This is a genomic window from Exiguobacterium sp. s168, from assembly GCF_018619035.1.
Classification (GTDB): Bacteria; Bacillota; Bacilli; order Exiguobacteriales; family Exiguobacteriaceae; genus Exiguobacterium_A; species Exiguobacterium_A acetylicum.
Genome location: NZ_JACSNE010000009.1, coordinates 1 through 25,806 on the forward strand (window position 1 = coordinate 1; position 25,806 = coordinate 25,806).

Annotated in this window: 30 protein-coding genes and 1 pseudogene; 18 read left to right on the forward strand and 13 right to left on the reverse strand. The window is 49.1% G+C overall.

The window, feature by feature from the left end; translation table 11 throughout:
- Positions 1-229: 229 nt before the first annotated feature.
- Positions 230-733 (reverse strand): DNA topology modulation protein, encoded by a 504-nt coding sequence (locus KNQ15_RS07340; RefSeq protein WP_214728569.1) that lies wholly within the window; start codon positions 731-733, stop codon positions 230-232.
- Positions 734-805: 72 nt separating this feature from the next.
- Here KNQ15_RS07340 and KNQ15_RS07345 point away from each other — a divergent pair, with 72 nt between their 5' ends.
- Entirely contained in the window at positions 806-1,237 is a 432-nt protein-coding gene (locus tag KNQ15_RS07345) for a hypothetical protein (RefSeq protein WP_214728571.1), read from the forward strand.
- A 250-nt stretch (positions 1,238-1,487) separates the two neighbouring features.
- Here the strand turns inward: KNQ15_RS07345 and KNQ15_RS07350 are convergent, their stop codons facing one another.
- Entirely contained in the window at positions 1,488-2,234 is a 747-nt protein-coding gene (locus KNQ15_RS07350; RefSeq protein ID WP_029341656.1) for a bacteriorhodopsin, read from the reverse strand.
- A 151-nt stretch (positions 2,235-2,385) separates the two neighbouring features.
- On the opposite strand from KNQ15_RS07350, the gene KNQ15_RS07355 reads away from it, so the two are divergent.
- Complete coding sequence (locus KNQ15_RS07355; protein ID WP_029341657.1) at positions 2,386-2,826, forward strand: VOC family protein; 441 nt, start codon at positions 2,386-2,388, stop codon at positions 2,824-2,826.
- 20 nt (positions 2,827-2,846) lie between these two features.
- Here KNQ15_RS07355 and KNQ15_RS07360 read toward each other — a convergent pair whose 3' ends face one another.
- The gene (locus KNQ15_RS07360) at positions 2,847-4,115 is read right to left on the reverse strand and encodes an NAD(P)-binding domain-containing protein (protein ID WP_214728573.1); all 1,269 of its coding nucleotides are present in this window, start codon (positions 4,113-4,115) and stop codon (positions 2,847-2,849) included.
- 36 nt (positions 4,116-4,151) lie between these two features.
- The gene (locus KNQ15_RS07365; RefSeq protein WP_023468262.1) at positions 4,152-4,598 is read right to left on the reverse strand and encodes a MarR family winged helix-turn-helix transcriptional regulator; all 447 of its coding nucleotides are present in this window, start codon (positions 4,596-4,598) and stop codon (positions 4,152-4,154) included.
- A 121-nt stretch (positions 4,599-4,719) separates the two neighbouring features.
- Here KNQ15_RS07365 and KNQ15_RS07370 point away from each other — a divergent pair, with 121 nt between their 5' ends.
- From KNQ15_RS07370 to KNQ15_RS07380, 3 genes and pseudogenes are all read left to right on the forward strand, one after another.
- Positions 4,720-5,199 carry a GNAT family N-acetyltransferase gene (locus KNQ15_RS07370; RefSeq protein ID WP_214728575.1) on the forward strand — a complete coding sequence of 160 codons (480 nt, stop codon included), beginning with the start codon at positions 4,720-4,722 and terminating at the stop codon, positions 5,197-5,199.
- A 154-nt stretch (positions 5,200-5,353) separates the two neighbouring features.
- A pseudogene (locus KNQ15_RS07375) lies at positions 5,354-5,970 on the forward strand (flavodoxin family protein).
- Positions 5,967-6,452, forward strand: a complete 486-nt coding sequence (locus KNQ15_RS07380) for a YusW family protein (protein ID WP_251137627.1) — start codon at positions 5,967-5,969, stop codon at positions 6,450-6,452. The pseudogene KNQ15_RS07375 and the gene KNQ15_RS07380 overlap by 4 nt, the downstream one beginning before the upstream one ends.
- A gap of 40 nt (positions 6,453-6,492) precedes the next feature.
- Here KNQ15_RS07380 and KNQ15_RS07385 read toward each other — a convergent pair whose 3' ends face one another.
- The 5 genes from KNQ15_RS07385 to KNQ15_RS07405 all read right to left on the reverse strand — a co-directional run bounded on the left by KNQ15_RS07385 (position 6,493) and on the right by KNQ15_RS07405 (position 9,342).
- Positions 6,493-7,278, reverse strand: coding sequence for an endonuclease/exonuclease/phosphatase family protein (locus KNQ15_RS07385; protein WP_214728577.1), 786 nt, complete (start codon positions 7,276-7,278; stop codon positions 6,493-6,495).
- Complete coding sequence (locus tag KNQ15_RS07390) at positions 7,275-7,805, reverse strand: GNAT family N-acetyltransferase (protein WP_214728579.1); 531 nt, start codon at positions 7,803-7,805, stop codon at positions 7,275-7,277. The genes KNQ15_RS07385 and KNQ15_RS07390 overlap by 4 nt, the downstream gene beginning before the upstream one ends.
- Before the next feature lie 283 nt (positions 7,806-8,088).
- On the reverse strand, positions 8,089-8,550 hold the full coding sequence (locus tag KNQ15_RS07395; RefSeq protein WP_214728581.1) for a hypothetical protein: 462 nt from the start codon (positions 8,548-8,550) through the stop codon (positions 8,089-8,091).
- On the reverse strand, positions 8,550-8,756 hold the full coding sequence (locus tag KNQ15_RS07400; RefSeq protein ID WP_214728583.1) for a helix-turn-helix transcriptional regulator: 207 nt from the start codon (positions 8,754-8,756) through the stop codon (positions 8,550-8,552). The genes KNQ15_RS07395 and KNQ15_RS07400 overlap by 1 nt, the downstream gene beginning before the upstream one ends.
- A 304-nt stretch (positions 8,757-9,060) precedes the next feature.
- Positions 9,061-9,342, reverse strand: coding sequence for a hypothetical protein (locus KNQ15_RS07405; protein WP_051656262.1), 282 nt, complete (start codon positions 9,340-9,342; stop codon positions 9,061-9,063).
- A gap of 213 nt (positions 9,343-9,555) precedes the next feature.
- Here KNQ15_RS07405 and KNQ15_RS07410 point away from each other — a divergent pair, with 213 nt between their 5' ends.
- From KNQ15_RS07410 to KNQ15_RS07430, 5 genes are all read left to right on the forward strand, one after another.
- The gene (locus tag KNQ15_RS07410; protein ID WP_169738094.1) at positions 9,556-9,732 is read left to right on the forward strand and encodes a hypothetical protein; all 177 of its coding nucleotides are present in this window, start codon (positions 9,556-9,558) and stop codon (positions 9,730-9,732) included.
- Positions 9,733-9,812: 80 nt separating this feature from the next.
- Entirely contained in the window at positions 9,813-10,865 is a 1,053-nt protein-coding gene (locus KNQ15_RS07415; protein WP_214728585.1) for a flavin monoamine oxidase family protein, read from the forward strand.
- A gap of 119 nt (positions 10,866-10,984) precedes the next feature.
- A complete protein-coding gene (locus KNQ15_RS07420) occupies positions 10,985-12,061 on the forward strand; it encodes an RNA-guided endonuclease InsQ/TnpB family protein (protein WP_214728587.1) in 1,077 nt (358 codons plus the stop codon).
- 189 nt (positions 12,062-12,250) lie between these two features.
- Positions 12,251-13,162: a PhzF family phenazine biosynthesis protein gene (locus KNQ15_RS07425; RefSeq protein WP_214728589.1), complete on the forward strand. Its 912-nt coding sequence runs from the start codon at positions 12,251-12,253 to the stop codon at positions 13,160-13,162.
- Entirely contained in the window at positions 13,134-13,739 is a 606-nt protein-coding gene (locus tag KNQ15_RS07430) for an HAD-IA family hydrolase (protein ID WP_214728591.1), read from the forward strand. The genes KNQ15_RS07425 and KNQ15_RS07430 overlap by 29 nt, the downstream gene beginning before the upstream one ends.
- Before the next feature lie 39 nt (positions 13,740-13,778).
- Here KNQ15_RS07430 and KNQ15_RS07435 read toward each other — a convergent pair whose 3' ends face one another.
- The 3 genes from KNQ15_RS07435 to KNQ15_RS07445 all read right to left on the reverse strand — a co-directional run bounded on the left by KNQ15_RS07435 (position 13,779) and on the right by KNQ15_RS07445 (position 16,741).
- Positions 13,779-14,960: an MFS transporter gene (locus KNQ15_RS07435; protein ID WP_214728593.1), complete on the reverse strand. Its 1,182-nt coding sequence runs from the start codon at positions 14,958-14,960 to the stop codon at positions 13,779-13,781.
- A gap of 17 nt (positions 14,961-14,977) precedes the next feature.
- Positions 14,978-15,571: a TetR/AcrR family transcriptional regulator gene (locus KNQ15_RS07440; protein ID WP_235609888.1), complete on the reverse strand. Its 594-nt coding sequence runs from the start codon at positions 15,569-15,571 to the stop codon at positions 14,978-14,980.
- Between the two features lie 117 nt (positions 15,572-15,688).
- Positions 15,689-16,741, reverse strand: coding sequence for a YrzE family protein (locus KNQ15_RS07445; RefSeq protein WP_251137628.1), 1,053 nt, complete (start codon positions 16,739-16,741; stop codon positions 15,689-15,691).
- A 282-nt stretch (positions 16,742-17,023) separates the two neighbouring features.
- Here KNQ15_RS07445 and KNQ15_RS07450 point away from each other — a divergent pair, with 282 nt between their 5' ends.
- From KNQ15_RS07450 to KNQ15_RS07460, 3 genes are all read left to right on the forward strand, one after another.
- The gene (locus tag KNQ15_RS07450; protein WP_214728595.1) at positions 17,024-18,325 is read left to right on the forward strand and encodes a hemolysin family protein; all 1,302 of its coding nucleotides are present in this window, start codon (positions 17,024-17,026) and stop codon (positions 18,323-18,325) included.
- 300 nt (positions 18,326-18,625) lie between these two features.
- A complete protein-coding gene (locus KNQ15_RS07455; RefSeq protein ID WP_214728597.1) occupies positions 18,626-19,918 on the forward strand; it encodes a globin-coupled sensor protein in 1,293 nt (430 codons plus the stop codon).
- A gap of 79 nt (positions 19,919-19,997) precedes the next feature.
- On the forward strand, positions 19,998-20,693 hold the full coding sequence (locus KNQ15_RS07460) for a hypothetical protein (protein ID WP_214728599.1): 696 nt from the start codon (positions 19,998-20,000) through the stop codon (positions 20,691-20,693).
- 142 nt (positions 20,694-20,835) lie between these two features.
- Here KNQ15_RS07460 and KNQ15_RS07465 read toward each other — a convergent pair whose 3' ends face one another.
- Entirely contained in the window at positions 20,836-21,465 is a 630-nt protein-coding gene (locus tag KNQ15_RS07465) for a serine/threonine protein kinase (protein ID WP_353048893.1), read from the reverse strand.
- A 145-nt stretch (positions 21,466-21,610) separates the two neighbouring features.
- Here KNQ15_RS07465 and KNQ15_RS07470 point away from each other — a divergent pair, with 145 nt between their 5' ends.
- Genes KNQ15_RS07470 through KNQ15_RS07490 form a run of 5 tightly spaced genes read left to right on the forward strand, consistent with a single transcriptional unit; the run spans position 21,611 to position 25,768 of the window.
- Complete coding sequence (locus tag KNQ15_RS07470) at positions 21,611-23,089, forward strand: carboxypeptidase M32 (protein ID WP_214728601.1); 1,479 nt, start codon at positions 21,611-21,613, stop codon at positions 23,087-23,089.
- The gene (locus KNQ15_RS07475; RefSeq protein ID WP_064300967.1) at positions 23,089-23,811 is read left to right on the forward strand and encodes a glycerophosphodiester phosphodiesterase; all 723 of its coding nucleotides are present in this window, start codon (positions 23,089-23,091) and stop codon (positions 23,809-23,811) included. The genes KNQ15_RS07470 and KNQ15_RS07475 overlap by 1 nt, the downstream gene beginning before the upstream one ends.
- 13 nt (positions 23,812-23,824) lie before the next feature.
- Positions 23,825-24,295: a hypothetical protein gene (locus KNQ15_RS07480; RefSeq protein ID WP_023468285.1), complete on the forward strand. Its 471-nt coding sequence runs from the start codon at positions 23,825-23,827 to the stop codon at positions 24,293-24,295.
- Positions 24,285-24,842: a guanylate kinase gene (locus tag KNQ15_RS07485; RefSeq protein ID WP_029341679.1), complete on the forward strand. Its 558-nt coding sequence runs from the start codon at positions 24,285-24,287 to the stop codon at positions 24,840-24,842. The genes KNQ15_RS07480 and KNQ15_RS07485 overlap by 11 nt, the downstream gene beginning before the upstream one ends.
- Before the next feature lie 50 nt (positions 24,843-24,892).
- Complete coding sequence (locus KNQ15_RS07490; protein ID WP_214728603.1) at positions 24,893-25,768, forward strand: aminoglycoside phosphotransferase family protein; 876 nt, start codon at positions 24,893-24,895, stop codon at positions 25,766-25,768.
- Positions 25,769-25,806: the final 38 nt, after the last annotated feature.

A 25,806-nucleotide genomic window follows, 5' to 3' on the forward strand; every position in this document is an offset into this window, starting at 1 on the left:
CTTAAATTACTATAACGAAGAACGAATCCAAGAAAAATTAGGCTACCTGACACCGAAAAAATACGGTGTACAGGCAGCCTAATCAAGGTTTTTTATATGTGTCTCATATTGCTAGGTCAGTCTAACCGTCATGGTCGTTTTTTTATTTGTGGGAATTACTGGAAAATAGGCAGGGAAGTAAGCGTGTTTCGTCGTATGTACAGGTTAAGTAAGAGGCAATGGATGGATATTATGAAAGTGATTGAAGAAACTGTTTGACGGCGCGGCGGGACGTCAAATGAATGATCTGTTTATCGGACGTTGCTTCAAGTGTTGAAAGGATACTCGGTCGTTTATCAATCGGGAAACGCCAAATCCACTTCAGAAAATCAAACGATAATTTCTCCGTGCAGTCTACCGCCATATCCGGTCGACCGGTCTTGCGGTAGCGCCACGTCCGTTTCAATGCCCGGTAAAGACAGAGTGTCCGCGGTAAATCAAGGAAAATGATCGTATCCGCGGCATTGATTCGTAAGTCAAGCGTTCCACCGTAGTTGCCGTCGATAATCCACGTGTCGCGCGACGTGAGCGTATGTTGAATTTGGCGTTGCTCCTCACGCGAAACCGCCTCCCAGTTCGGACGCCATAATAAACTGTCGAGGTGATCGACGGGATAACCGAGTTTTTTGTCCATTGCGCGGGCAAGCGTCGATTTACCGGATCCACCAGAACCGATCAGGATGATCTTTCGCATGCAATACCTCCTATTTTTTGTCATAGGAGTTGATGATACCATGGTTTTTTATCTAATCATAGAAGGAAAGAAGTGAATGAGATGGTACCTAGTTTTTTACTAGAAGGAATGACGATCGTTTTTACACTACTCGTAATCGGCTGTGGCGTGATTTTTCTCCCGAAACGATGGAAGCGGTATGGCTTGATTTTGCTTGGTTTGGTGGCAATCGGGTGCAGTTCCTTTTGGTACATCCGACCGACGCTCGTCAATCAACAGATTGCTGAGGATGAGAAATTGCTTAAGATAGAACTAGCACGTCGATTCCCGGAAGAAGTCTACACTACAAAAACACAAAAATTTTCGTATGAGTCTTCGGCGAATCCGGCTTCAATCGAAGTCGAATTTGCAAATGAACCTGACGTAACTTATTTTCTAGATATGGATGGGAACCGGATTAGGCTTTCAAGTTTCACCTTTAAAAACGGAGGATTTCCACAGGATTTACAGCATGAATTCAAATGAAGAGGCTGACTCAAAAAAAGAATGACGCGTCTTTTCACGCCCTTTCCTCAGGCGAGACACAAGCCAGTTTTCCTGCTTCATTGAAGCAGGAAAGCGGGTCTTGTTCGTCTCTGATAGCGCATAAATGCGCTTGTTCCTGTAGGAGTAGTGTGTGACGCGTCATTCTTTTTGTTACTAAATAAGGGAGGCAGATCATTATTCTGCCACCCTTATCTTTGTAGAGACTGACTTTTGAGTCAGCCCCTTTTGATTAAGTCAATTTCAAATTTTTCGTAGCAGACATCGTCTTGACGGCGAAGAAGGCAATCAGACCAAATCCGACCTTGTTGATCAAGTCAGCGAAGTTATAGATCAATTCGCGGACGAGTTGTACCTCGATGCCGGGTGCAAACAAGGTGACCGCGTAACCGACCGGATAGATCGCCCATCCGATCAAGATGAACAAGCGCATCTGCAACAAGGCTTCACGAATCGGGGCAGGCTTATCTTCAGCAGCTTTCGTGACGTTCGTGAACAGCAGATAAATGATATAAAACCATGCGATACAACCAACGACGTATGCCCAAAGACCGAGTTGTGTGAAGCCACCCGCTAAATTGATGGACGACTCGCCGATATACCCACCGATGATCATGATGATGTCCGCGATGACGAGTTTCGTTAGAAGGGAACGTCCTTTCCCACCTTTTAAACCGAGCAACAGCGGAAACTTGATCAGTAAGAGAGGCGTCGTCACAAGCCAGTCGATGTAGCGGATTTCGGTCGGAAAGCCATCGATCTCTGACAACAAACCCGATTCCCCGACAGCTTGCTTCATGAAATAGTAATGAATCGCAGCGACGAACGTGACGAGAGCAGCGACTGTTGCGGTCGAGCGGTATTCCGGGGCAAGGGAATTTCGTTCGACGAGAAAATAGAGCGTACCGGCGGCCATTCCGACGAATCCGACCCAGAACATGTACTGGGTCGCAAGGACGAGGAGATTGACGTCTTCCATGTTGTTTCGACTCCTTTTCGTAAGTGGACACGACCTTTCATACTTTTATTTTACTGACGATACAGTCTTCAGACACCATGTCGAAACGCTCTTGATGTGTGGTCTATCAACGGTTTGACAACATTTCGACACACTTGAGGAGGAGTGACGGATGCCGAGTAAACGAATGGATCATATCAGTCTGAACGTCGTGAACCTAGAAGAAGCGATTCACTTTTTTTCGCTTTGTGGCCTCGAAGTACGCGGACGATGGGAGATGAAAGGAGAGTTACTCGATCGTTTATTAAATTTAGAGGGAGCGGAGACGGAGTGTGCTGCACTCGGATTACCAGGTGAAGCAATCTGGCTTGAACTCGTTCGATTTAAACACCCGCGTGACACGCCTTCCGTGATCCAATCCGTCCACGCAGGTGGATTGCGTCATCTCTGTTTTGAAGTAACGGCACTCGCCGCGCTCGTCGAACGTTTAGCGGACAATGGATATCAGTCGATTGGCGACGTCGCGAATTACGAAAATGAGTATCGCCTATGTTACGTAAGAGGACCAGAAGACGTGATCATTGAGTTGGCAGAAAAAATCGGACCTGTCTAAGACTGGTCCGATTTATATTTTTAAGAACAACAGGAAGTCGATGATTGTGGCAGGGAAACGTTGCACACACCCGTCTCCGGTAATGATAACTTGACCTGCTTGGCACGTGCCTCGTCTCCGACAAGAAAAGCAACGACTGATCGAACTTGTTCATAACCGGTCGCAAGCAGGAAGGTCGGAGCACGACCGTAACTTTTTGCACCGACCAGATAAAGTCCGAGATCTGGATGACGTAACTCCGCTTCTCCATGTGGACGGACAGTTCCGCAACTATGAAGGTTCGGATCAATCAGAGGAGCAAGTATTCGACTACTCTCGGTGACAGGGTCGATGTCAAGCCGTACTTCCTCGAGGAACGAAAAGTCGGGTCGACTTCCTGCGTTGACGATCAACTGATCGATGTGATGAAGGGACCGACCATCTTGAGCAGTGATGTCAAACGACTTTCCTTTCGATTCAATGGATTGGGTCTTGAAGCTGGAGTGAACCCTAATCTGATCTCGTTCAACGAGCTGACGGATACGCGAACCGAGTGCTCCGCGACCTTCCAGTGCATCCTTGTCTTCTCCTCCGTAAGCTTGAACTGGGTCCGATTTGCGAAGGATCCAATGAATCTCCGTTTCAGGATGTTGTGCTTTAATGGAAACGAGTTCAAGGAGCGAGTTCAAAGCCGAGTGCCCGCTACCGATGACAGCGACGGATTGATTAGCGAAAACAACAGTATCACGTTTCGCATCTACGATCGAATACCGGACAGGTAAGTTCTGCTCAATTTCGACTCGATGTCCGGAACTGATTGCAGGGTTTGGTCGCCCGAGGACTCCAGACGCATCGATGACCGCGCGAGCGAGAATATGTTTACGACCATTCGGCGTATCTATGACTAATTCGAACGGCGTTACTTCACGTGAGGCATTTGTCATCTTGTCTAGACCTGCCCGTGAGATCGAGAGAATCTCATGTTGGAAATGTAGAGAGGGAGCAATTTCCGGTAATGCAGCAAGTGGAGCAAGGTATTGTTTGATCAATTCAGTTCCGGTCGGCACAGTATCGTTTGCTGGTGCAATCCAGTCCGTCAGCTCGAGCAAGTGACGTGCTGCGTCACTAATATTGTATTGCCACGTTGAAAACATCCGGACGTGTTCCCATTGTTTGATATGGTGGGCAATCGAAGGACCTTTCTCAAATAATAAAAACGATTGACCTTCCACTACAAGTTGAGCTGCAGCCGCAAGACCGATCGGACCGGCACCGATGATGACGATGGGGTGGGAAGAAGCGTATGACATGAATAAAACCTCCTCTTTATTTGTAAGTTGCAAGTATTAGAGACATGGTTTACAGCAGACGTCACTCTCGCCCATCTTCGTGTTCAGCAAGTCGATTGCCTGGAGGACATGTGCTTTTTCGAAGGAAGTCATTGATGAGAAGATGGAATCAAGATACGTGTTCATCTCTTCGTCAATGGCTTGAGCAACACGTAATCCTTTCTCGGACAGGCGAAGTAGGTGAATTCGCCGATCGTTGATCGCGGGACGCTTTACGAGTAGGTCCCGCTTAATCAATGTTTGTACTTGTCTGCTGAACGTAGTGATATCAAGAGCGAGTTGGTCCGCAATTTCTTGCATTGCGGAGTCAGGATGTTTGGCAACCTGATACAGCAAATGGCTTTGAACGAGAGATATCTCTTCATCTAGAACGGCACAACAATTCTTATTCAATAATCCAAAGCGCCGAGTGAACGTTTGAAATAATTCACGCGTTTCATTCATGTATAGCTCTCCCTTCGTTATTTTGCTTATGAATCAGTTATACGATATAAACTTGCAAATTGCAAATAATAAATATATGATTTTCTCATATTCAGTCGTTAATAAGGAAAGGGGAAATTCGATGCTTGTTCGTTCGATGGAAGAGAAAGATCGTAGCACTGTGTTAGCCATCTATCGTCAAGGAGTAGAAGAAGGAAACGCGACGTTTGAAACGATGATTCATGAGCAAGAGTGGTGGACAACGGTGACACAATCTGAACGATTCGTTCTAGAGCAAGGTGGAAAAGTGATTGGTTGGGCTAAACTGGAACGTGTTTCTGAACGTTATGTCTATCGTGGCGTACGAGAAGTCAGTATATATCTAGAGCGTTCCGCTCGAGGACTCGGCGGTGGACGATTCTTAATGGAGGCATTGATCACCTATGCGGACGCCAACGGGATATGGACGCTTCAATCACACATGTTCCCAGAAAACATCGCAAGCAGACGGCTGCATGAGCGACTTGGGTTCGAACTAGTCGGTCGACGACGTGCCATCGCACAGCATCATGGTGTCTGGCGAGACACATTGTTATTGGAGCGACGAAATGACCTCCAATAATAAAACGATGTTTCCTCGTTTGATTTTTCAATTCAATTCTTCTACCATGATCTGCCTTCGCTGAAGCGAAGGTTTTTTAGTTTATCCGTCAATGGAAGAAGGGAAGTATTAAAGACGAATGATACTACCTAAAATGACAGAGGAGGATGGAAGGATGTTGCATGCCTTATTCTTGAACTGCACCTTAAAAGCATCACATGAACCATCGAATACGGAGGCGCTGATCCGTGACGTGATCGCATATTGGAAACAGGAGGACGTCACTTCAGAAATTGTCCGCATCGTTGATCACCAAGTCGCGTTCGGCGTCACGGAAGACGAAGGCAACGGGGATGAATGGCCCGTGATTTTCGAAAAAGTGAAACGAGCCGACATCGTCGTGATCGGAACACCGCTCTGGCTGGGGGAAAAAGTAGTATTGCGACGCAAGTCATTGAACGATTGTACGGAGGGAGCGGTCTGACGAACGATCTTGGACAAGCCATCTACTACAACAAGGTCGGTGGCGTCATCGTCACGGGGAATGAGGATGGAGCTAAACATGCGTCTGCTTCCATCTTGTACGGTCTGTCGCATATCGGCTTTACGATTCCGCCGAACGTCGATGCTTACTGGGTCGGTGAAGCGGGACCAGGACCATCGTACATCGAAGCAGGACGGAACAACGACTTTACGAAGCGACACGCACAGTTTTTAGCTGCCAACCTATACCATTTTGCGAAGTTGTTACATGAACATCCGATTCCAGCAGAAGGGAATGTGATGGAATGAAAAAGCAACGTTTAACAGGATACGGTGTCGCCACATTGTTCGCGATGAGTTTAATGCTTGCGGGTTGCGGAAACGACGAAGCGTCGACGGACAAGGTTGAAGAAGGATCAACGAATTCGAACACGACCGACGACACGATGCAAGACAAGGATACGGTAACGAAAAATGCCGACACGGATTATGGCTTCAACAGTCTGTCGATTGAAGCGGACGTTGAAGGGGATAACGATGCCCTTGATATTAGTTATGACCGAGATAATGACGGAACGGAAGCGGAATATCGCTATAAAGGGGAGCAAAAGCAAGGAGACGACGCGATGGCGGAACTCGACGCGAAGTTCAAGAACTTAAAGATTGATGTGGATACATCTGACAATGAAGTCATCGGTGAGGTTGAGCGTGTGTTTGCGATTCAAGATGCTTCGCGCTTAGAGGTTGAAATCGAATTCTCAGACGGAACCGAAAAAGAATATAAGAAATAAACAAGAGGTCTGCACCCGTAACAGGTGTAGACCTGTTTTCTTAGTTCAGTGTCACATGAGCAAGGACACCGTAATGATCGCTCGGTACAAGGTGATGGGGCAAGCGATGGTTTCCGATCAGCTGGACGTGCTGTAAGGTCACAGGTAGAGGCGAACGCTGACAGAGTAACCAATCATATCGAACGGGCCTTGTGATGCCGTCATTCTTCCTTGCGTACGGATTCTTCACGGAATCAAGCGTCGCGGCGGCAATCTGTCCTGTACGAGCGGCAAAACTGCCAGCGAGATCGACCCACTCCTTAAGCGCAGCTTGATGCAGAGGAGAGTTTGGACCATCATTAAAGTCACCGCCCAAGAACTCGATCGTCGTGTCATCCGTCTGTGAGGCAATCCATTCGTTGACGAATCGAAGTTGATCGAGTCGAATGTCTGAAGCACGCCAGTTGAAATGAATGTTCGTCATGGCAAAACGAATACCGTCAATCGAAAACGGGATCCGAATCGCACAGTGGTGGTTGATGTTTGCTGTCGCAGCGGCACTCGAATCCGTTCGTTCAAACGGCAATTTCGTCAGAATGGCAAGTCCTTCGTCCGGTGAATCCATGTAAGGATCCATCATCATATACGGATAACCGGTCGCCTCTGCGAGGTGCTCAGCGATCGAGACGAATGGTTCATCCGGATGAAACGTCGACATGACTTCTTGCAGGAGGAGAATATCCGGTTGGTGTTGCTTGATCTCCGCGCATAACGCCTCGAACCGTTCTTGTCGTTTGTGCGGGTGATGCCAGATGTTATATGTCGCAATCGACAATGAAAGACTCATAGCTGTAAGCCCATCAACACCGTATCGTAAAAGCAACCGTCCGATAGTAACCGGTCATGACGCAGTCGTCCTTCTTCTTGAAATCCATGTCGCTGATAGAGGCGAATGGCGCCGACGTTCGTCTCGACGACTTCGAGCTGAATTTTTTGCAGGGATTGCGCTTTTGCCCAAGCAATCATTCGTTCCAGCAGTTGGGTACCGATTCCTTGCCCCCAGTCGGATTGAAGTACACCGAGTCCAAATGATGCCTTGTGTGCGAAACGTTTTAAATGAAAACCACGACATCGGGCGTAGGCGATGAGTCGTCCATCGCGCTCGACGACGAGGATACGATCCGGAACCGAGGAATCGCGTAACTGATTTGCGAAATCCGTCGCGGTCATCACGTCCTCACCAGGCATCCGGTCGAAGTATTCCGTTTCCGCATCGAGCGTTTGGCGTAATTCAGCGAGGGCTTCAGCGTCACTGAGTCGAGCCGGTCGAATCTGGTACCGTTGCGTATCGAACGAGTGGTGCATCGTCTGCATATGTAATCCTCCGTTCTAGATGGAATATGCTATCATTATGGCAGGAATGGTATCATTTGTAAATTTAAGGAGAGAAGAAATGAAAATTCAATTAGGGTCAGAACAATACGAAAGGGTGACTCAAAAAAAGAATGATTCGCCTTTTTGCACTTTTTCCTATCGGAGTTGCGTGTGACGAGTCATTTTTTTACGAGATAAGGATGATAGATGATTATTCTGTCACCCTTATCTTTGCAGAGAATAATTTATGAATCACCCTCCATGATGTGTTCAACAAATGATTTTAACGCCGGACGTGCACGATCCAAGCTGACATGTACGTAAGTGTTCCGATCGATAAGATAATAGCAATCGCATAGATCGGAAACGCTGGATACAGTTGAAGTAACGGTTGCTCGAACAAAAAGGCAATCATTAGGACGGGAAGGCTGATCATAAAAGCAACATACGCGGCACGAGTTGCTTTACCGGTGATCAGTGCCTCACGTTCATCGGAGTCGGAAAATTCTGCTGTCGCGAACGAACGTGTACGGTCTTCTCGTAAGAAATAGCTGACGATCGAAAGGACTATCGCAATCACTAGCACTGGAAGGATAACCATTACATCTAATTTCAGCGACAATCCCGTACCGGATACAGGATCATCTTGAAATAACTGCAGATTAGCATGAATGGCACTAATGAGATAAGCAGCTAAAAAGTAGAGACAACAATTAAGTAAAGATTGAGTGACGACACGTTTCATCAGGATTCCTCCTCTAATTGAAATAGTTGCTCGATCGGGCAATCAAAGACGCGGGCAATCTGCATCGCGAGTAAGAGCGACGGCGTATAGCTTCCTTTTTCAAGTGAGATGACGGTTTGTCGTGTCACACCGATTCGTTCAGCGAACTGCTCTTGTGTCCACTTGTGCTGTTGACGATAGAGGCGGACATGGTTCGTCAGTTTCATCTGACGACCTCCTTTCCAGTTGTTTACATTGTAAAGTCAGGTTTACATTTTGTAAAGTAGACTTTACGTCATGTATGTAAAAAATGGAGCTGACTCAAAAGTCAACTCCTCAGACTGAAAACAAAGCGTAATTTTTTTTAAAAACGAAAAGGATTGCGCTTTTTTGTTCATCTCGAATCGTTTTCCTAGGACAAGCATCGCACCGCTTCGCTGCAGGGTCGCTCTGGCTTGTGTCTCGCCTGAGGAAAGGGCGTGAAAAGACGCGTCATTTTTTAGGATCAGTCATCTGAAGCCCACGTGAACATTAAAATGCGTAAGGTGTCAAAATGACAGCCATGAGACAGGCGAACGTCGTCCATCCCTGATGATAACGTAAGGATAAGAAAAGCGTGATCAGCCCAGTGATCGTCATACCGGATAAAATCCATCCTAGCCAAAATTCCGTGCTATTCGAAGCAATCGGGATGCTCAATAAGTAAGCTGTCGCGTGCGGAAAGAAGCCGATGGCATCTAAAAGGATACCGCCAAAGACACCCATCAGCAGCAAGCCGATCGACAGGCGAAATAGTGCTTTACGTTTAATCATATGCATGCTCCTATTCTGTTTGGTTGACGCAAGAAATCCTACTGTTGCGCCTATTCAATATGTTTCTACAAAAAGCGAGGGATTCCTTTCTGTTATCTATCCCTGAACTTTATCAAAAATCCTCGCTTCTGCACATCAATCGGAATATTCAGATAATTATCGGGTATTCTGTTGAAAACGCCATCGCCGATTCAGTGGAGAGGAGAAGAGAAGATGATGCCTGAACTGATACCGGATGACCGGGAGCTCGAACGAAGGATTCGGATCGTCCATCTGTTGCGAAAACTGGGGAAGACGGACGAAGCGATTGCCCGATCCTTGTATGTTTCGATCGAATGGGTTCAATCGATTTATGAAGAAGACGACTGGCAGCAAATGCAATCATCCTAAGGCAAGGACGTCTCGTCCTTGTTTTTTCGCGTGTTCCGGTATACTAAAACAAGCATCTCAAATAGAGAGGATGAAGTGAAATGAACGTGGCCATCATTGGAGCAGGAATCAGTGGTTTGTATCTTGCGACGCGTTTGCAGGAACTGGGACACGACGTGACAATCTATGAAGCACGTGACCGAATCGGCGGGAGAATCGAGACGGTCGATTTCGAAGTTGATAGTCGAACATATGCGTTTGATCTTGGACCGACTTGGTTTTGGCCGGACAGCGAACCACTGATGGTTGATTTGATCCATCGATTCGATTTACCGACACTGGAACAATATACGACGGGTGCGCTTCGACTTGAACGGGCTGACGGCATCGAGTCGCATTCGGTTGCGAATCAACCGACGGCGCTTCGCCTTCGTGACGGAATCCGCTCCGTTGCTACGGCACTTGCTGCACGACTCAGACCGGGAACGATTCGACTCAAGTCTTCGATCAGCCAGATTGATGTCATGAATCGGATTGTCGTCAGTTCAGGAAGGAAAAGTCAACCGTTCGATGAGATCGTTCTCGCACTACCACCGCGTCTAGCGGCAACACTATCATTTGTGCCATCTTTACCTGAAGCAGTTCTGGGTGAACTTGAAGCATTACCGACTTGGATGGCGCAGCAAGCGAAATGCCTTATTCTTTACGAGAGACCGTTTTGGCGTGATTCAGGCTGGTCCGGTCAGGCAATCAGCTGGACTGGGATGGTGCAAGAGATTCATGACGCTTCCCCACAAGATGGACCGGGAGCGTTGTTCGGTTTTTTCCGGACACCGGCACGTGAACGACGATTATTGACCGAGGCGGAAATCAAGGAAACGGTACTCGCGCAGCTGGTTCGTCTGTTCGGTGAACAAGCACGTCAGTCGATTGGCTGGTTGTATAAAGACTGGTCGACGGATAGTTGGACAGCAACACGAGCTGATGCAGCACCGCTCGTGGATTTCCCGGCGTATCATGCCATCAATCTCGGAGTGGAGCATGCAGCGATTTCACTGATTGGAACAGAGACCGATCCGAGTCATGGTGGACACTTAGAAGGCGCCTTACAGAATGTACGAGCGAGAAAGCCCACTCCTTTAGGGGTGGGATGATAGCGAGTTCGGGAACGGGGTGTCTTCAGACACCCCGTCCCCGACTGTTCTTCCTGATGAAATGCATTTATAGTAAATCTATAATGGAGTTGATTATTATGATGAAGGAGGTGTCAAAGATGAGTCAAGTCGTCACGGTAGAAGTTCGAATCTATGCCACGCGTCGTCAGGATGCCATCCTAAAAAGGATGGGCAAGACCTATATCCAGACCGCCAACCGAGTCGTGGCGAACATGGTCGCCTCCGAGGACGGGAAGAGGTGGTCGAGCAAGGACATCGACACCCCCCTTCCGAGCGCCGTGAAGAACCAACTCGCAGGAGATGCCGTCGGCATCTACAAGAAGGCGAGGAAAGAGGATTTCAAACGCATCCCTGTCCTCAAAAAGCCGGTCTGCGTCTGGAACAATCAGAACTATTCCTTCGACTTCGAGAGCATCTCCTTCCCCGTTTGGATGGACGGGAAGTCCGTGAAGATGCGATTCCGTGCTGCCATGGTTGACAAGGACAATCGGAATACCCGACTCCTTGCCAACAAACTCGGGACGCTCAGGGTCACGAAGAAGGGAAGGAAGTGGATCGCTCAGATTTCCGTCCACGTCCCGACCGTCCCTCGGACGGGGGTGCGGGTGATGGGGGTTGACCTCGGACTGAAAGTGCCGGCGGTCGCCGTTACCGATGACGACACGACCCGTTTCTTCGGGAACGGTCGTAAGAACAAGTATATGAAACGCAAGTTCCGTGCGGAACGGAAGGCACTCGGCAAAAAGAAGAAGCCGAAGGCTATCAAACGACGCAATCAGAAGGAACAGCGGTGGATGCGGGACAAGGACCACAAGGTCAGCCGAGCCATCGTCGATTTTGCAAGACAGAAGAAAATCTCTGTCATTCGCCTCGAACTCTTGGCGAACATCCGACAGACGGCAAGAACAAGCCGTAAAAACAACCAGAACCTCCACTCATGGTCGTTCTATCGTCTCGCGTCCTTCATCGAATACAAAGCCGCCTTGTCGGGCATCAAGGTTGAGTATGTGAACCCCGCCTACACGAGTCAGACCTGCCCATCCTGTTCCGTCAGGAACAAGGTGAGGGATAGGGTCTACACGTGTGCCTGTGGGTTTAAAGGACATCGGGACGCCGTCGGTGCGATGAACATTCGATACGCACCTATGATGGATGGTAACAGTCCATCAGCCTGAGAACCTATACGGTCTGTCTCAGGAGGGGTGATGGCACACCCCTACCTCAAGGCTCGGACGAAGCAGAAATGGATTGAGTCCGCCAAGCACTTGAGAATCCCACCCTCACCAACAGTGTGGGCTTGCGGCTTTAGCCGTGGGAGTGTCAAGATCCGTTGAACGTTATTTAGAAAAGAGAGGAAGAGAAAAATGATCGAGACGCTACATTATGATGTGTTTACATCGACGCCAGGAAGCGGTAATCCAGCTGGGGTCGTCTTAGACGCCGATCAATTGACTGAGTCGGAAATGCAACGTATCGCGCGGACGAACGGCTTTACCGAGACGACGTTCGTCCTGTCATCCGAGCAAGCGGACTATCGCATGCGCTACTTTGCACCGGAACGGGAAATGGACTTATGCGGCCATGGTACGATCGCTGCATTAACGGCACTCGATTCAAAGATCCATTTATCTCCAACATGTCAGATCGAGACAAAGTCAGGCATCTTGCCTGTGATGCGTTTAGCGAACGGAATGTTTCGCTTGCAACAAGGACAACCTCGACTACATCAGTTTGACGGTGACACAAAGCAAGCTCTAGCCGCGATCGGTCTCGAATTGACACATCTCGATGTCCGATGGCCAATCGTATACGGTAGTACTGGGAACTGGACACTGCTCCTCCCGATTCGTCGACTTGAGGACTTCCACCGGATTATGCCGGATAACCAACGTTTTGCCACCGTATTGACCGATCTCCCACAAGCCTCGATTCATCCGATTTGTCTCGATACATATGACCGACAAGCGACGATGCACGGACGTCACTTCTCAGCAACGGGAGCAGAGAGCGTTGAAGATCCGGTTACGGGAACGGCGAGTGGTGTGATGGGTGTCTATTACCGAAAATTCATCCAGCCACTTGAAACGGAAACTGCGATCATCGTCGAACAAGGACACGAGATGGGACGACCCGGGCAGGTCGGAATCCGTATTTCTGGCGAAGGTCTTGATCACAGCAAATGGAAAGTCGAGATGGACGGGCAAGCCGTCTTTGTCGGCGTCAAGAGAGCGGGAGAGGAAGAGACAGATGTTGAAACACTTCATTTGGGATTTTGATGGCACCTTGTTTGATACATATCCGGTGTTAGTCGATGTGTTCGTGGAATTACTTGAGCTTGAGGGGCGAACGGTCGAACGCGAGCAAGTAGCAGAGCTGATGGCGATCTCGGCAAAAACGACGTATGAGGCGTTTGGTGTGTCCGAACCATTCATTCTGAACTACAAGCAACAAAAGATGATCATCGAACAAGAACGATCTGAGCCGTTTCCCGGAATCCGTGAACTGCTAGAGGCGTTATCGACGAGAGGTGCGACGCACCATATCGTCACCCATCGCGGAACATCAATCCACGCGTTGCTTGCAAAACACGGGTTGACCCATTATTTCCAAGACGTGTTGACGGCACCGGATGGATTCGCTCGCAAGCCGGATCCAGAAGCCGTCGCGTACTTGATTAATCGACGTCAGATGATGCTAGACGAGACGATCATGATCGGTGACCGAGAACTTGACGTCTTAGCCGGACATCGTGTCGGTATCAAGACGTGTTTGATAAGCGAACATACGAGTCAGACCGTTGCGACGTATACCGTACCGTCAATCGATCGATTAAAGGAACTGTTACTGACATAAAGACAGCCCCGCTTCCACTGTTGGAAACGGGGCTGTTTTTTAAGAAGACAATCGATCTGCTTCGGATGCTTCAGCGCGTGGTGCGCGCCAGAAATACGTCAGTAAAATACCGACTGCAAGCATCGCTGTCGCAAAATAGAACGGATAGTTCAAATTAACGTCGAACAATAATCCACCAACGATCGGTCCAAGGATGTTCCCGATGCTCGTAAACATCGAGTTCATTCCGCCGACAAATCCCTGTTCGTTTCCGGCAATCTTCGAGAGATAAGTCGTGACAGCGGGTCGCATCAGATCGAACCCGACGAAGACGACCATCGTCACGAGAATGATCGAGAGATAGTTCGTCACGAACGTCATCAAGACGACGAGCAGTGTCGAACCGATCAAGCTGTACCGGATCAAACGAATCTCACCGAACCAGCGTGTCAAACGATCGAACAGACCGACTTGGACGATGACGCCGACGATTGCACCGAGAGAAATCGCAAGTGCGATGTCCTTCGCCGTGAAGCCGAACTTCCGGTCGACGAACAAGGCGAACAACGACTCGAACGAGGCAAGACCGAACGATGAGATCAACAGGACAAGAAAAGCGATGAAATAAAGCGGACTGAAGACTTTCCGGAAACCCGTCTGTTGTTTGACGGTCGTCGCCTCGTAATGACGCTTAGGCTCTTTGAGCGTAAAGACGGATAACACCATCGCCGTCAGTCCGAAGGCTGCAGCAAAGAAGAACGGCATCCGTGTTCCGAGATCTGCTAGGAACCCACCGATTCCCGGTCCGATGATGAAACCAGTCGAGATGGCAGCAGACATATATCCGAGCGCTTTTGGACGAGTCTCGTTCGTTGTGATGTCAGCGATGAATGCCGTGACGGCTGGCATGATGAAAGCCGCACTGACACCACCGAGGATCCGAGACGCGAACAGGACTTCGACACTTTGACCGAGACCGAATAAGAGCTCGGACATACTGAAGATGAACAAACCAATGATGATCATCGGTTTACGTCCGTACTTGTCGACGGCACGTCCCGCGAGTGGTGAAAGAATCAGTTGCGCAAAGGCGAAGGCGGAAACCATGTAACCGACCGTCGCCCCGGAAATGTTCAACTCGTTCATGATTGTCGGTGTGACAGGAATGACGAGTCCAATGCCTAAAAAGGCGATGAATAAGTTGAGCAGGAGTGTACTTAAAATCAATGTATTGTTTTGCATAGTTCACCTCAATAAAATTAAATCGTTTTTGACATACCGCGCCAGACGATCGGCCAGACAGCTTGCTGTCGAGCGTGAAACGCGTCGACACCGTTGTAGACGAGTTCCGTCAGCGTACCTTCAGCAACCGTCAAATAGGCGAGAGCGGCACTTTTGTAATCCGTCGAAAAGAGAATCTGTTCTGTTCGGTCTCGTTCGCGTAGTAATCGCGTCAATAGATCGTGCAATGAATCGAAAAACGGATTGAAACGGTCCGTCATCTCTTGTTCGAGCTTCTCCGGTGGAAAATAGGCAGCCCGAAGGATGAATCGCATCAGGATATCGTCTTGCTGTTCCGAAATGAACCAATCGAAGAAGCCGTGCAGCGATTGCTCGAGCGGCTGCTGCCGCGTACTCGTGAAATACGTCGCAAATCGGCGCTTTTGTTCTTGCAAGGCGTACGTCGTCGCTTGCAGGAACAGGTCGTCCTTCCCTTTATAGTGCGCATAGATCGATGGCTTTTTTATGCCAACCTCTGTCGCGATCTCTTGCAACGATGCCCCTTCATAGCCGTGCGAAGCAAAATGATGGATGCTCGTCTGTAACAATTGTTGGGCTTTCAGATGAATCACCTTCCTAACGGTCGTTAGGTAACACTGTAACAGCAAATTTCAAATGCAGTCAATCAGATTGTCTTACCGCACAAAAAAACTGACTCCGCGAAGGCGGAATCAGTTAAGGAAGAATCATTATTTATTCATGACACGACCGCGTGTTGCGACGCGTGAGCCGACGATTCCTGCGAATGACGTAAAGATAAGAGTCAGAAGCAGTCCGACGAACGCCCAGATTGAAACTTTTGACGCCGTTTGTGTCGCTTGTTCTGTTTGCTCGCGGACATCTTGGACCGTTTTCTTGAGGTCAGCGGATGTTTCATCAAGCGTTTGTTTAGCAGTCTCAATTTGTTGCGTCGTTTCTTTTGTTGCCGTGTTGAGACCATCAACGATGTTTTGCGTCGCTTCTTCCGCTTCAGCACCTGTCAAATCGGTGTTTTTCGCAACAGCATCAGCGATTTTATCTTCATCGACTGATTTCTCGATTTTTTCAGCTCGTGCTGTCAATGAATCACCGAGATCCTGGACGATCGTATCGAAGTTCTCTGGTTTCGTGATCGCTTCCTTACCAGCAGCCGTGACGTCTTCTTGAACAGCGTCAAGTTCGTTTTGCAAGTAGCCTGGTTGCAATTCTTTGATGTCTGTGTCTTTTAAGATTTCGTCAACGTTACCTTCAAGTTCTTTCGTATCAATTTGTGAAACGTTTTTCGTAATCGAATCGAATCCTTTCGTCGCAGCGTCTTGCGCTGTCGAAGCAACGGATCCGATGCCGTTACCTGCCGCACCACCGACCGTACCGAGTAGTGAGCCGACCGATTGTAACGTATTGACCGTCGTGAACGTCAAAAGAGCGAACAAGAGGATGACGCTCGTCGACCATGTCAAGAAACCGTGGACGAGACCGGCACGTGCCGATGTCACACCGGAGACGAATCCGGCAACGAACAGCGAGATGAGCAATGAAAGGATCGCCCAGATGATCAAGCCTGTTCCGACACCATCAAACGGGTTATTCGACGTGACGTCCGTGACGCCGAGTCCAATTGCTGAACCGATTAAACTGAATAAGATCAATAAAGATAGAAATGATACCACACCTGCAAAAATCGAGCTCCATGAGATGTTACGACCTGCTCCGTCCGCTTCCGCTCGGAAATGCGACGAAAAGCCTCTGTTTGTTTTTTCCATAATAAGCACTACCTCTCCCCAAATTGGTCTTTCAAGTTCGAGATGTTCATGAATGTAAAAGCTTCATCTCAAGTTTCTTACGCGCATAGCTCTTATATAACCGGCAACTAAATAAGAGAAATCTAGTATTACAGGTACATGATTAATGGTCGTCTGAACTTCAACAAAGTGATATTGGTTGCGTTTGAATACAAAGCATCGTACACTTTTATCAAGTGTCACGTTATACTGTACAGTTTAAAATCAAAAGGAGGTGATCCCCCGTTTCTAGGGGGATACAAGTTGGACATCGTCTTAACGCTGAATTTGTTGTTGCTCGTCGTATTAATTGGTTTGACCGCGTTTTTCGTCGGATCGGAATTTGCTGTCGTCAAAGTCCGGATGTCACGTCTCGACCAGATGGTGCAAGAAGGAAAAAAGGGAGCAGTACTTGCGAAGAAGGTCGCAGGAGATCTCGATTATTACTTGTCGGCCTGTCAGCTTGGTATTACGATTACTGCACTTGGTCTTGGCGCACTCGGGAAACCAACTGTCGAGAAATTGTTGACACCGGTCTTTGATGAACTCGGTGTCGCCGTTGCGCTGTCAACGATTCTCTCATACAGTATCGCTTTCATCTTCGTGACGTTTCTCCACGTCGTCATCGGAGAGCTCGCACCGAAGACGCTTGCGATCCAGTATGCGGAACGGATGACGTTACTGCTAGCTCCTTCACTCTATGTATTCGGAAAGATCATGTATCCGTTCATCTGGATCATGAATGGTTCGGCCCGTGTCCTCTTGCGGACGTTCGGTGTGAAACCAGCCGGTCACGAACAAGCCCATTCGGAAGAAGAGTTGAAGATCATCATGGCACAAAGTTTTCAAAGTGGTGAGATCAATCAATCGGAACTCGCCTTGATGCAAAACGTCTTTGCGTTTGATGAGCGTGTTACGCGCGACATCATGGTGCCACGGATGAACATGATGGTCATTTCGGACGAGATGAGTTGGGAAAATCTATTACAGACGATGTCTGACAATCCGTATACGCGTTACCCGGTCAGTGAAGGAACGGATAAGGACCGGATTAGTGGTTATATCAACGTCAAGGAAGTGCTCGCCCATCACGCGGTACAAGACGAACGAGAACTTGCATCGTTCCTTAAACCGTTGCCGGTCGTCTCGGAATTGACACCGCTGCAAGAAACACTCTTGAAGATGAAGCAGACACGATCACACATCGCTCTCGTCATCGACGAGTATGGTGGAACGTCCGGCTTGATCACGATGGAGGACATCTTAGAAGAAATCGTCGGTGACATCCGTGATGAATTCGATGAAGCGGAGCAAGCTGAGATCGAACAGTTACCGGACGGCTCATACCGGTTAGCGGGCACTGTTCTATTAGTTGAGATCGAAGAACGATTTGGTCTTCGGTTCACTGAAGCAGAGGCGGTCGACACGATCGGTGGGTATATTCAATCACGGACGGCTGCTTTTGAAGAGGGAACGATCGTCACAGATGAGGCGTTTACGCTTGAAATCTTGCGTTCTGCCCAATATCAGATTCAGGATGTCAAGTTGACCTTGCCGTCAAGCTAACAGAAAGACCCGTTTTGCTTAGTAGTTCAATCTACTAAGCAGACGGGTCTTCTTTTATCAAACGAGGTCTTAGCGTGTTCATCAAAGAGAAGTATGATAATATTCCGGACCGACGAGCTCACGAATCGATAAGATTTGGCGATAAAGCGAGAATATATCTACTAGATGCTCAGGAAAGTGGTCTCTTTAATCAACAAACGTTCAAGGTTATACATAATTATTGTGATTTTTCATTCAATTGTTAGAAGTTCGAGACGATATAAGGAATGAAGTTCACAAATTAATGAGGGAGAGAAGCATATGAAATGGTTTGCGAAATCAGCATCACCGTCCTTCGATGCGCTCATTGAAGGCGAACGCGCTCATGTCGTGTTGAATGTTCCGACATCCTTACATGAACAATTACGTTTAATCGGTCTAGAAGCAGTCGATTTACAAATTGTCCGGGTCATCCGCGAAGATGTATCCCGTTGGATGCCGAGCATGGTCGACGCGTTCTACGAGGAGCTGGTTCGTGTTCCGTCACTCCGGCATTTGATTGAACAGCATTCGACGCTCGAACGATTGAAAGGCACTCTCGCTCGGCACATCCTACAAATGTTCGATGGTCAGGTGACGATGGACTACATCGAAGCCCGGCGCCGGATCGCTGAACGGCATGTTCAAATCGGGCTGCATAATAAATGGTATATCGCCGCCTTCCAAAAAGTCTGGAACGTCCTCAGTGAACAGATTGACGGCAGTGATTGGCCGGAAGTAGAACGTGTCCGGATCATGCGGGCAGCGGGGAAACTCTTCAACCTCGAGCAACAGATCGTCATGACGATGTATGAGGATCAAATCGATGAGGAACGCCAAGCGATCGCGACAGCCAAACGGCACGTCGGAGATGGCGTTCAAAAATCAACGGAAGAACTTGCTGCGATGAGTGAAGAGTCGTCAGCGAACTTCCAAGAGATTGAACGGCACGCCAAACACGTCTCGACGACGACAGACGCAATTTCAATCCAGTTGACGGAAGCGGTCAGTGAAGCAGAAGCAGGTGTCGTCCTCGTCGAAGAGGAGACACGTCGCTTTGAACATGTCGTTGAAGATTTATCACGGACGACCGAACAAGTCGCTGAACTGTCTCGTCTGTCGCAGGAAATCGAGCGAATCGCTGGGATGGTGACGACTATTTCTGATCAGACGAACCTTCTCAGCTTGAACGCCTCGATCGAAGCGGCGCGTGCCGGGGAGATGGGGCGCGGATTTACCGTCGTGGCGCAAGAAATTCGGAAACTCGCTGAAGAGAGTAAACAGTCGGCAGCCGAGACGTCGCGGATCGCCCAAGAAATCACGCAAAAGATGCTCGTCGTCTCAGAACGGATGGGAACGACGGAGACGGCGGTTGTCCGAACGACGACGGAGATGCAACAAGTCGTCCGTGCCTTCTCACGGATTTCGGAACAGACGGATGCGGTCTCGCGGCAAATTCATGAACTATCGACCGATACGAAGGATGTCGCAGGAACGATCGAAGGTATGCGTAAGATTGCAGAAACGATTGCTGAGACAGCGGATGACTTACAAGAAGTCGCAGCAACCTTATAAGTGAATCCTCCTTTCTACGGGAAAGGAGGATTTTTTTGTCGTTTTATGGAAAAATGTAAAGTGGAGGTGTGAAGAATTCATGATGAAAAGTCTTGGATTGATTTTTGTATGTATGATCGCTTTTGTAGGAAATTACGTGATAGCAGGTGACCTCGCTCCACGGGAGTTCTATGCCTTACTCGGTTTAATGGGTGTCGCTTTCTTGACCGGCGGGATTGAATGGTGGGAAATCCGGCGCGATTTACGCTATCGGGGAGTAGAAGAGGGGATATCCGTTCGCTTGGCGGACCGATCGAGCCGAAAGACGAATACGGTCTTTCTCGCGCATGAACGATGGCTGACGATCTCACGTCGTTACGCCACGTGGTGGCAGGCAATCCTTGCGCGCTTCGAAAAGTTCGAATCATTTTTCCTCGACGTAACATTCGAAGGAGACGGGGAAAAATTACAAATTAAAGAGACAAGGACGGAGTGGCTACGCAATACGACACATTTTGTGATTCGTAAAGACGGACGCGACGTCGGAACAATCCGCACCGATGCGGCACTGCGACAACAATTACGACTGCAAGAAGTGTTACTCGTCTCGTATGCCGATCAGGCGTATCAGATTCGGTCCTCGACGCTTACGCGAAAAATCGGTGTCTATCAAAACGGGGACTGTATCGCGACGGGGTCACGACACGGAGCGCGACTCGTCTTTGACTGTGACACGAATGAACGTCTCTTAGCCGTCGCCAGTATGATCGTCTTCCGACTTGTTTATTCGAAGTGATTTTATTTCACTGACCGTATTAATGATTTAAAGATTTAAAGTGCAAAAAATACTAAGATAGGTCGTTCCCTTAATGATTATATGAATACATACAAAAAAGGCGCGCTGATTCTCTTTTGTAGAGATCCAGCGCGCCTTTTCGTTAACCGGTCTTTCGGATCGATTCGAACAACCGTCCCTTATAGACGTCGGCAATCGTATTGAGGAACGTCTCGCTCAACTTTTTCGGGAAGAACGGTTTTGCATATACATAATGATACGCCTTCTTCAAATCATCCCATTGTGTACACGGCTCCGTTTGACGGAACCGAGCGACGTCGATGATCCGTGTTCCGGTAGAGGTCAAAAGGATATTGCGTAAATGGATGTCTGATGGGTTCAAACCGACGGATCGTGCTTGTGCTAAAGCCGTATCGACTGTCGTTAAGACGGATTCCGGGATGAACGTCCCGCTGACGAGACATTCGAATAACGTTTGACCTTCAATGTATTCAAGCACGATATAATCGGCACCGTATTCGTAGACTTGCGCATACGTCGGAAAATCAGTCAGCTGTGCGTAGATGCTCCCTTCGAGATCGGCGAGCGATCGAACCGACGGGTAAAATTTCTTGATGACGCGATCCGTGCCGCGGATACGAAAGACGAACGCACTTCGTCCTGTCCCGATTAAGTCAAGTTCACTCGGAAGATGCTCGATCGTACAAACGAAGCCTGTTTCTTTCAATTGGATCAATTGCGCTAACTCAGCGTCAGTTTTCAATGGTGTCACTTCCTTTCCTCCTTCATTTCTTATACCCATTATACGCTCATCTGACAGGAAAAGTTTCAAAAATCGCTTGTGTGTGAAAGTTTTGAACATTATGTGATATGCTAAAAATGCTACACTGTTACATACTTTAAGGGGGTTTTTAATCATGTCAACGACACAACAATGGCGCGACCATTTCGATGGTCTTCGCGCATACGAAGAAGCCGTCGCATTACTTTACTGGGATATGCGGACATACATGCCGGATCAAGGCGCAGCAAACCGTTCCGCGTCAATCGGATTCCTCTCGACGGAGAGCTTCCGCCGCCGGACGGGGGAAACGTATCAACAATTACTGGCCGCGATGGAGCAAGAGACGCTGACGGGCATCGAAGCGATCTCGTTTGCGAAAGCAAAAGAAGCATTCGATCGCGACTCGAAGATTCCAGAAGCCGAGTACCAAACGTTCATCACGTTGATCTCTGAAGCAGAGAGCGTCTGGGAAAAGGCGAAGGACGCGAACGATTGGTCGATGTTCGAACCGTTCCTTGAAAAAATCGTCGCGATGGAGCGCCAGTTCGTCGAATACTGGGGCTATGATGCACATCCATATGACGCACTGCTCCATGACTATGAGCCAGGGATGACGGTCGCAACACTTGATCCATTGTTTGCAGAACTCCGCCAAGCAATCATCGGTTTGCTCGGTCAGCTCGAAGGAAAAGACTTCCCGACGCTTGATTGGTCAGCGGATCGCGAGACACAGATCGCCTTGAACCAAGAGTGGCTCCGCGATATCGGCTATGACTTCACGTCCGGTCGCTTGGATGAGACGGTCCATCCGTTCCAGACGACGATCAACCGCAAGGATGCGCGGATCACGACGAAATATGATGAGAATGACTACCGGAACTCCGTCTTCGGCACGATGCATGAAGCTGGTCACGCGACGTATGAGCAAGGAATCGAACCAGAACTCGATTCACTCGGTCTCGGTGACGGTGCTTCGATGGGGATTCACGAATCACAATCACTGTTCTTCGAAAACTTCATCGGGCGTAACCAAGGCTTCCTCGAAGCTCGTTATCATGGCTTACAACAAGCAATCCCGTCGCTGGCTGACGTTCCGTTCGAACGCTTCTATGCAGCGGTCAATGAAGTCAAGCCGTCACTGATTCGGATTGAAGCCGATGAATTAACGTATTCCCTTCATATCATCATCCGCTATGAACTGGAAAAACGCCTGATGACGAAAGAACTCGAAGTCAAGGATCTCCCGCAGGAATGGAACCGTCTCTATAAAGAGTATCTCGGTGTCGATGTGCCGAGCGACGCAAAAGGGGTCTTACAAGACGTCCATTGGTCAGGTGGCTCGTTCGGTTACTTCCCAAGTTACGCCCTCGGTCTTGTCTATGCGGCACAGCTGAACGAAGCACTTCGTCGTGACGTCGACAACGTCGATGGTCTGATCGCAGCGGGTACACTTGCCCCGATCAAAGGCTGGCTGAAAGAAAACATTCACCGTCACGGGAAATCGAAGACACCGGCTGAACTGATCGAAGCAGCAACGGGTCAATCGATCTCGGTTGCACCACTCGTCAACTACTTGACGAAGAAATACACGCGTGTCGTCGAGGCACTCTGATGTTGTGGTTCGCACACCGCGGCGTCAGTGACCGTTTTCCCGAGAACACGCTTGAAGCTATCGCTGCTGCGATTGAAGACGACGTCGATGGGGTCGAATTCGATGTCCATTTCTCAAAGGACGGTGTCGGTGTCATCATTCACGATGAGACCGTCAACCGGACGACGAACGGGAAGGGGCGCGTCATCGACATGACGGTTGCCGAACTGCAGGCGCTGGACGCTGGAGCACGATTCAAAGGGGAACCGATCAAGACGAAGATTCCGACGCTTGACGAAGTCCTCGCAATCCTTGCACCAGTGACCCTGCGGCTCAACATCGAGCTGAAGACGGATACGATCCGCTATGACGGGCTTGAAGCGTATGTCCTTGAACGCTGTGCAGCGCACGGCATCGCGACCGACCGATTGTTATTCAGTTCGTTCAACCATTATTCGGTTGCCTTGATCCGGAAGCTCGACCCAAGCGTTGAGACGGCGATTCTCTATCCGTATCCGATCTATCATCCGGAAGAACAAGCCCTCCGAATTGGTGCGACCGGTATTCATCCCGATTATCGACGGGTGACGGAAGCGGACGTCGCGTTCGCTCACGCGCAAGATGTCACGGTCCGGGTTTATACTCCGAAGACGGTCGAGGATGTCCGGCAGATGCAGCGGATCGGCGTCGACGCCGTCATCGTTAATGATCCAAAAGGGATGCGCGATACACTCGAAGGATGAGGAGGAGGAAGGGATGCGCAAGGAATACGTATTCGTCATCAGTTTGTCGCTCGTCGCTTTATTCGTCGGACTTCAGCTTGGCTTTGCCCGCTTGCCGGAACCAAAACCGAAGCAAGTGACGACGACACCGATGCGTCCTGCGGATTATCAGGCAGGACTTGCGTCAGCGAAACGGGAACTGAAGCAGATTCAGCGCTTCACCTTGAAAAGCACCCTTCCTGCGGATGGAACGACGGTGACCTGGATTTATGAGACCCCATCCGATGAACGAATTGCGGTCGATTGGTATTACGTCGAGAGTTATCCGGAAGAACAAGTCCAGATGACACGAAACGAGACATCCCGGATCATCTCGTATGAACGCTATTTAATCGTCATCCGACCGATTTACGGAACGGTCGTCGATAGTGAACTGGAACAGTTCGCTCTTCGCTTTACAGGTTACTTCACGACACAACAACAGGGGGAAAACGATGTCAGGTAAAATCATTCTCTTGATTGGTGGATCGGGCAGCGGAAAGTCCTCCCTGATCAAACGTCTGCGAACGGAATACGCGCACGTCCGGTTCATCCCGTCGGTGACGACCCGACCGAAACGACCGACGGAGATTGATGGAGCAAGCTATCATTTCGTCGACGTCAAGACGTTCCAACAATTGATCCAAGACGACGGCTTCATCGAATACGCCCACGTCCACCGGGCGTGGTACGGGACACCGCGTCAAGCGTATGTCGATGTCCTCGAACAGGATCAAATCGTCATCAAGGACATTGATCCGAAAGGGGCGGCGAACTTCAAGCGTTTGTTTGGCGATCAGGTGATCACGATTTTCGTCTCGGTCCCACCCGACTTGATGAAGGAACGACTGTTGATGCGCGGGGATACACCGGAGTTTGAAGCGCGACTCGTCGATTACGAGGAAGCGTGGAAAGACCGCGATCATTATGATTATATGATTGAAAACATCGATTTTGAGACAGCGTATGCCGATCTGCTTGAGATCATTGCTGGCTACATTCCACAGGCATGACGAAGAGGACGCAAGATGCGTCCTCTTTTTGATGTCAGAAAGGAGTCTATATGCTACCTTTGCATCCCTTACTCACGCACGTTGAGAGCGAAAGACAGTTATCTGGTCGATCGCGCCAAGCCGTCTGGTCCGTCAAGACGGCAACAGCGCACTACATCGTCAAGGTCGTGACGGATCCGTCTAGTCGTCAATTTGAAAGAGAAGCCGCTTTAGCGATTCCAAAACAAGCGGGATTGTCTCATGCCTTACCGCTAGCGACCGGACGGACCGCAACGACCGCTTACGGCATCTATCCGTACCTACCCGGAAAAACCGTTCGAAGCGTGCTCGAGGAGTCACCGGAATTTGCGCCTCAGCTTGGTCAGGAGATAGGGCAAGCGTTGAGACGCATTCATGACGTCACCGCACCGAGCGAAATGACGTCTTGGAGCGAACGTTGCCAGGCGAAACATGACCGCTATCGCGCAGCGATTGACGGGTTGCTTGAGCCAACGTGGATCGAGCGTCTTGATCGATTCATTAGCGAGCGGATTCCGTTACTTCAGACACGTCCAAACCGGTTGCAACATGACGACGTTCATCTCGATAATCTACTTGTCGAGGATGGACATCTCTCCGCTTTCCTTGATTACGGGAACCATGATTACGGCGATCCGTGGCATGATTTCGTCAAATGTGGGCTGTTTCAGGTCGAGAGGAGTCCGGTGTTTGCCCGTCATATGATTGAAGGGTATTTCGAGAACGGAGTACCGTCCGACTTTTTTAGTGTCTACAGTCTCTACATGGCGATGGTCGTCTTCTCGGCTCTCGTCTGGGCAAAGCGGTTCGATTTAGACGGAATAGAAGCGATGCAACGACGTGTCCAGCGGATCATCCGAGATCACGATGGATTCCAGCGTGAGGTGCCGCTTTGGTATAAAGGGTAAAGTCATGACTAAAAAAAACAACGGGTTCGTTTCTCTTC